This is a genomic window from Stutzerimonas chloritidismutans (assembly GCF_038562055.1).
Classification (GTDB): Bacteria; Pseudomonadota; Gammaproteobacteria; order Pseudomonadales; family Pseudomonadaceae; genus Stutzerimonas; species Stutzerimonas chloritidismutans_A.
Genome location: NZ_JBCFXD010000022.1, coordinates 39,703 through 46,793, shown reverse-complemented (window position 1 = coordinate 46,793; position 7,091 = coordinate 39,703). Strand labels below are relative to the sequence as shown.

Genomic DNA, 7,091 nt, shown 5'->3' with positions numbered 1-7,091 from the left:
CCTTCCCCCGATGATCAGTCGGGGACTATTGCCCACAATGAGGCAGCAGTCGAGATACAAGGAGCGAGCTTGCTCGCTAGCTCGCTCCTACATAAACACCAAACAGAGCAGTCCCTATGCGCACACTCAAGATCGAACCGCTGACCAAGGAAGCCTTTGCCCCCTTCGGTGATGTCATCGAAACCGAAGGCAGCGACTACTTCATGATCAACAACGGTTCCACCCGCCGCTATCACAAGCTGGCGACGGTCGAGACCGCGCAGCCGGACGACCAGGCCATCATCAGCATTTTCGCCGCCGACGCGCTGGAAATGCCGCTGGTCATTCGCATGCTCGAAAGACACCCGCAGGGCAGCCAGGCTTTCATTCCGCTGCTCGGCAACCCCTTTCTGGTCGTGGTCGCGCCACTTGGCGATGCACCTGTACCGGGTAACGTCCGCGCCTTCCGCAGCAACGGCAGGCAGGGCGTCAATTACCACCGCGGCGTCTGGCACCACCCGGTGCTGACGATCGAAAAGCGGGATGAATTCCTGGTGGTCGATCGCAGCGGTTCTGGCAACAACTGCGACGAGCATTTTTTCACCGAGGACGACCAGCTTCTCCTCGACCCCCACCGGGACTCCGGCCAGGCAACCGATTGATCAGCGCAAGCATGACCGGCGCGGCTGTGGACTAGCCGACACCAGACATGCGTGCTTCAGAACAAGCGGAACACTTGCGACGAGTCGAATAAGAAGAAACAACGGTTGGCGTGCCAACCGTGCAAGAGGTAATTATCGTGGAAGCACATCTGACCGAATGGCTGAACCTTACTGTTCGCTGGATACACATGATCGTCGGCATCGCCTGGATCGGTGCGTCGTTCTACTTCGTCTGGCTGGAAAACAACCTTAACCGCGCCAACCCCCGCGACGGCCTGTCCGGCGATCTCTGGGCGATTCACGGCGGCGGTATCTACCACCTGGAAAAATACAAGCTGGCACCGCCACAGATGCCGGAGAACCTGCACTGGTTCAAGTGGGAGGCCTACACCACCTGGCTGTCGGGCGTGACCCTGCTGATGGTGGTCTACTACCTCAACCCCTCGCTCTACCTGATCGCGCCTGGCAGTGATCTGGCGCCAGCGATGGCTATTGCCATCGGTTTCGGGTCGCTGATTGTCGGCTGGTTCGTCTATGACCTGCTCTGTGACTCGCCGCTTGGCAAGAAGCCCGCACTGCTCGGTCTGATCCTGTTCGTCCTGGTGATCTTCGCTGCGTGGGCCTATTCGCAAGTGTTCAGCGGACGTGCGGCGTACATCCACACCGGCGCGCTGATCGGTACCATCATGGTCGGTAACGTGTTCCGCATCATCATGCCGGCACAACGTGCGCTGGTCGCCGCCATCGAGCAGAACCGTACACCAGACCCGCTGCTGCCCGCCAAGGGCCTGCTGCGCTCGCGCCACAACAACTACTTCACCTTGCCGGTGCTGTTCATCATGATCAGCAACCACTTCCCGAGCACCTACGGCAGCCAGTACAACTGGCTTATCCTGGCCGGTATATCGGTACTGGCGGTACTGGTGCGTCACTACTTCAACACCCGTCATGACAGCAATCGCTTCGCCTGGACACTGCCTGCTGCTGCAGTCGGCATGATCTGTCTGGCGTTTGTCACTGCGCCGAACCGCCAGGGTGGCGTACCCAATGCGGTGCCAACCAGCCCTCGCGAGCAGAGCATCGAAGCCCAACGGGCCGCTGCCGAAGCGCCGGCCGCGCAAGCCGGCAACAGCGAGTTTGCCGCTGTTCATCGGGTGATCAACGAGCGCTGCACCGTTTGCCACGCCGCGCAGCCGAGCAGCCCGCTGTTCAGCGCAGCGCCCGCAGGCGTGATGTTCGATACGCCTGAGCAAATCCGTCTGCAGGCTGCGAAGATTCATGCGCAAGCCGTGGCTAGTCAAATCATGCCGCTGGGCAACATGACCAACATGACCCAGGAAGAGCGCGACCTGCTCGGAGCCTGGATCGACAAGGGCGCGCCGATCGACTGATCGCCGCTCACCAGCCGCGCTTTCGAGCGCGGCTTTTTTTTTCACCTCTTCAACGCTCAAGCCGCGCTGCGCCAGGCGAGGCCTCAGCTCAACCCGAGATCAAGCCCAACGTTCCGGCGACAGCCGAAACCCGAGCACCCTATACCCGGCCGCCGCTCGTTCGGCGGGGCCACCGCGACCATCCAATAACAAAAGCGTCCGAGGTGTTTTTGCATGAACGATGTAACCGAGCGGGAGACCGCACCCGCCACGGAGAAGCGGCTGCCCTTGCTGCAGATGCTGCTGGTGAGTTTCCAGCACGTGCTGCTGATGTATGGCGGCGCAGTTGCCGTCCCGCTGATCGTAGGCCAGGCAGCAGGGCTGTCTCGTGAGGAGATCGCCTTCCTGATCAACGCCGACCTGCTGGTAGCGGGCATCGCCACGGTCGTGCAGTCGATGGGCATCGGACCGGTGGGCATCCGCATGCCGGTGATGATGGGCGCCAGCTTCGCGGCGGTCAGCAGCATGGTAGTGATGGCCGGTATGCCCGGCGTGGGTATGACCGGCATCTTCGGCGCGACCATCGCAGCCGGCTTCTTCGGGCTGTTGATCGCGCCGTTCGTGTGCAAGATCGTTCGGCTGTTTCCGCCGCTGGTAACCGGCACCGTGATCACTGCCATCGGGCTTTCGCTGTTCCCGGTGGCGGTGAACTGGGCGGGCGGCGGCAGCGGCACCGGCCAGTTCGGCGCCCTGCCCTACCTTGGCGTGGCAGCCGCTGTGCTGGCGGTGATCCTGTTGATCAACCAGTTCATGCGGGGCTTCTGGGTCAACGTCTCGGTGCTGATTGGCATGGCGCTGGGCTACGTGCTGGCCGGTAGCCTGGGCATGGTGGACTTGTCCGGTATCAGTGCTGCGCCGGCCTTCCAGGTCGTCACGCCAAACCACTTCGGGGCGCCGCAGTTCCTGCTCGCACCGATCCTGTCGATGTGCCTGGTGGTGGTGATCATCTTTGTCGAGTCCGCCGGTATGTTTCTTGCGCTGGGCAAGATCACCGGGCAGGACGTCGACCCGAAGCAACTTCGCCGCGGCCTGCTGTGTGACGCCGGGGCGACCTTTCTGGCCGGCTTCATGAACACCTTCACCCACTCTTCGTTCGCTCAGAACATCGGCCTGGTTCAGATGACAGGCGTGCGCAGCCGCTACGTCACGGCGATTGCAGGGCTGTTTCTGATCAGCTTGAGCCTGTTGCCCAAAGCGGCGTTCATGGTCGCCTCAATTCCAGCGGCGGTGCTGGGTGGTGCCGGCATCGCCATGTTCGGCATGGTGGCGGCCACGGGCATCAAGATCCTTCAGGAAGCAGACATCGGTGACCGTCGCAACCAACTGCTGGTGGCGGTGAGCATCGGCCTCGGGATGGTGCCAGTGGTTCGTCCTGAGTTCTTCGCACACCTGCCGCACTGGATGGAGCCGATCACCCACAGCGGCATTGCGGTGGCGACACTCAGCGCGGTGACCCTCAACCTGCTGTTCAACGTGCTCGGTGGTGCCGAACGCCAGGCGCTCACGGGCGCTGCACATCACTGACAACCCCGCTCCGTGTCAACCCCGGGCCCGCCATGTGCGGGCCTTGTTATTTCTGCCTTGCTTTATTCTCCAGCCGCCCGACACTCGACAAGCACCGCACCACCGTTAAAATGCCCCGCCGCCCTATCCCCGCCCGCCCGAACGAGAAGGTCTGACCATGATCGAAGCAACCTGGATCGCCTTCGCATTCATCCTTGGCCTTGCGACACGCTCGATCGGGCTACCTCCCCTGATCGGTTATCTGGCCGCCGGCTTCGCCCTCGCCGCTTTTGGCGAGCATTTCGGGGTAGGCCCGACCGACAGTGTGATTCTCGAGCACCTCGCGCACCTGGGCGTGCTGCTGCTGCTGTTCACCGTCGGACTCAAGCTCAAACTGAGCAATCTGGTCCGCCGCGAAGTCATCGGCGGCAGCTTGTTGCATTTCGGCATATCCAGCCTGGTGGTGCTGCCGGCGATTCTGCTGTTTCTCGACACCAGCTGGCGCGACAGTCTCCTGCTGGCAATCGCCCTGTCGTTCTCCAGCACCGTACTGGCCGCCAAGGTGTTGGAAGGCAAACGCGAGCTCAAAGCCTTTCATGGCCGAGTCGCCATCGGCGTCCTGATCATTCAGGACCTGATCGCCCTGGTGGTGATGAGTATCGCCAGCGGCAAGGTGCCGTCAGCCTGGGCGCTGCTGGTGTTCGGCCTTCCGCTGCTGCGCCCGCTGCTGTTCCGCCTGCTCGACCACAGTGGCCACGAGGAACTGATGGTATTGCTGGGGCTGATGCTGGCGCTGGTCGCAGGCGGTCTCGGCTTTGAATATTTGGGCCTCAGCTCCGAGCTGGGCGCACTGGCCTTCGGGGCGATGCTGGCCAAACACAAGCGCGCCACCGAGCTCTCCAACTCACTCTGGGCGATCAAGGAAGTCTTCCTGGTCGGCTTCTTTCTGCAGATCGGCATCGGTGGCTTGCCGGACATGAACGCCATGCTCTTTGCCGGCGCAGTGGCATTGCTATTGCCGCTCAAGGGCGCGCTGTTCTTTTTCCTGTTCCTGCTGTTCCGCCTGCGCGCGCGCAGTGCCTTTCTCAGCGCTGCAAGCCTGACCAACTACAGTGAGTTCGGCCTGATTGTCGCCAGCGTGGTGCTGCCGCAATGGCTTACCCCACTGGCCATCACCGTGGCCCTGTCGTTTGTTGTCTCTGCTCAGCTCAACCGGATTTCACACCCGCTCTACGACCGCTTTGCCAGACGCCTGATCCCTCTGGAGCGCAACACACGCCACCCAGACGAACAGCCGGTGTCGCTGGGCGATGCGCAGATCCTGATCATGGGTATGGGCCGCACCGGCCGCGCCGCCTACGACCATTTGCAGAATCAGGGCTGGCGATTGATCAGTCTCGATTCCGACCCGGTAACCGTAGAAAAGAGCAGCGAGAAAGGCCGCCACGTACTGTTCGCTGACGCCGAAGACCAGATGTTCTGGGAAAGCCTGGAGATGAACAAGGTCGAGGCGGTGATCCTGGCGATGAACGATGCAGAAGCGAAGATCATCTCCACCCGTAAACTGCGTGGCAAAGGTTTCGACGGGTTGATCGTCTCTCACGCGCTTTATGAAGATATCGCCCAGCAGATCGAGGAAGCCGGGGCAGATCGCACCTACCTGACCATGAGCGAAGCCGGGGCGGGTCTGGCCGAGAACGTCTCGCGGGAGCTGCAGCCCAACCGCTGACTGACTTCAACCATCAGGCTCATTCAGCGGACAATCACTGCTCCGCCAGCAAAATTGTGCACAATCGTTAAATTAATTGTTTCAACAGCTGTTCACAGGTTGTTATAGTCGAGCCCAACCTGACCGAACGAACAGCTTTTCGCCGGTCAGTCTACGAGGTCCGTGCAGCCTCGGAAGCCCATGACCGAACAATAACGAATGGCAGGCTTGACTCATGACCGCAACCGAATCCAGGAGCGGTGACGCTCCCAACCAGGACCTGATCTATCAGCTTGAAGATCGCCCGGGTCCGATCCCCGCTACATTTGCCGCGATACAGCACGTACTCGCCAGCTTCGTTGGCGTCATCACACCGACCCTGATTATCGGCAGCGTGCTGGGCCTGGGCGACTATGTCCCTTACCTCGTGAGCATGGCGCTGTTCGTCTCAGGCCTCGGCACCTTTATCCAGGCCAAGCGAATCGGCCCGATCGGCGCCGGCATGCTCTGCCTGCAGGGCACCAGCTTCGGTTTTCTCAGCGTGATTCTGGCGGCCGGCTTTATCGTGAAAAATCGCGGTGGCAGCCCGGAAGACATTCTCGCCACGCTGTTCGGCGTCGGCTTCTGCGCGGCCTTCGTCGAAATCGCCGTCAGCCGCTATATCGATAAACTGCGCCGAATCATCACGCCCGTGGTCACCGGCACCATCATCAGCCTGATGGGCCTGTCGCTGATCAAGGTCTCGATGACCGACATCGCCGGCGGCTACGGCGCGGAAAATCCCGGTGCCCTGCCCAACCTTGCGCTGGCCGGGCTGGTCCTCGGCACCATCATCGTCCTCAACCGCTTTGGGCTCCCCTTGCTGCGCCTGTCGGCGGTAATCGTGGCGCTGGTGGTGGGCTATGCGGCCGCCTGGATGATGGGCATGGTGGATTTTTCCAGCCTGGCCGCCTTGCCGGCAGTCAGCGTGCCGCAGCCGTTCAAGTTCGGCTTTGCCTTCGACTGGATGGCGTTCATTCCCATCGCGGTGATCTTTCTGATCACCCCGCTGGAGACAGCCGGTGATTTGACCGCCAACTCGATGATCTCGCGTGAGCCGGTCAAGGGCCCGCTGTACATGAAGCGCATCAAGGGCGGCATTCTCGGCGACGGTTGCAGCTCGCTGCTGGCCGCGACCTTCAACAGCCTGCCGATGACCACCTTCAGCCAGAACAACGGCGTGATCCAGCTGACCGGCGTCGCCAGTCGCCACGTGGGTCTGTATATCGCCGGCATCCTGATCTTGCTGGCGCTGTTCCCGGTGGTTGGTGGCGTGTTGCAGCTGATGCCCAAGCCGGTGCTCGGCGGCGCCACGCTGATCATGTTCGGCACGGTCGCGATTGCAGGGATCAAGATCCTCGCCGAAGCCGGCCTCAACCGTCGCAACATGCTGATCGTGGCAATCTCGCTGGGCCTGGGCCTGGGCGTAGCCGCCGTACCGGATGTGCTGACCAACCTGCCCGACGTGCTGAAGAACATCTTCGGCTCACCGATCACCATCGGTGCGTTCAGCGCGATCCTGCTCAACTTCTTCCTGCCACGCGAGCCGGAAGAGATGGATGACTACGATCCGGACAACCTGATCGAGGACACGGTTGGCACCAACACCCTGGCCGTGAATATCCCCGATTACTCCAAGGTCCATCCGAAAGCCACCACCACCGACCCATCGGCCCAGCTGACGCCTACGGGCTGACAGCTCCAGCGCCCGGCCCCAAGAGCCGGGCGCTGCACCCGCATTCATCACAACAACAAAACCAAAGGGTATCA

5 protein-coding genes are annotated in these 7,091 nt (G+C 61.7%); all 5 read left to right on the top strand.

The genetic code is table 11. The annotated features are described in order from the left end of the window. Positions 1-116 precede the first annotated feature (116 nt). The 5 genes from AAGW23_RS20985 to AAGW23_RS20965 all read left to right on the top strand — a co-directional run bounded on the left by AAGW23_RS20985 (position 117) and on the right by AAGW23_RS20965 (position 7,017). Positions 117-641 (top strand): ureidoglycolate lyase, encoded by a 525-nt coding sequence (locus tag AAGW23_RS20985; protein ID WP_342408200.1) that lies wholly within the window; start codon positions 117-119, stop codon positions 639-641. Positions 642-778: 137 nt separating this feature from the next. Continuing rightward, positions 779-2,032: a urate hydroxylase PuuD gene (locus AAGW23_RS20980; RefSeq protein ID WP_342408199.1), complete on the top strand. Its 1,254-nt coding sequence runs from the start codon at positions 779-781 to the stop codon at positions 2,030-2,032. 213 nt (positions 2,033-2,245) lie between these two features. Continuing rightward, on the top strand, positions 2,246-3,595 hold the full coding sequence (locus tag AAGW23_RS20975) for a nucleobase:cation symporter-2 family protein (RefSeq protein WP_342408198.1): 1,350 nt from the start codon (positions 2,246-2,248) through the stop codon (positions 3,593-3,595). Between the two features lie 157 nt (positions 3,596-3,752). Then, positions 3,753-5,303, top strand: coding sequence for a cation:proton antiporter family protein (locus AAGW23_RS20970; RefSeq protein WP_342408197.1), 1,551 nt, complete (start codon positions 3,753-3,755; stop codon positions 5,301-5,303). Positions 5,304-5,517: 214 nt separating this feature from the next. Next, positions 5,518-7,017 (top strand): nucleobase:cation symporter-2 family protein, encoded by a 1,500-nt coding sequence (locus AAGW23_RS20965; protein WP_102837965.1) that lies wholly within the window; start codon positions 5,518-5,520, stop codon positions 7,015-7,017. Positions 7,018-7,091 lie beyond the last annotated feature (74 nt).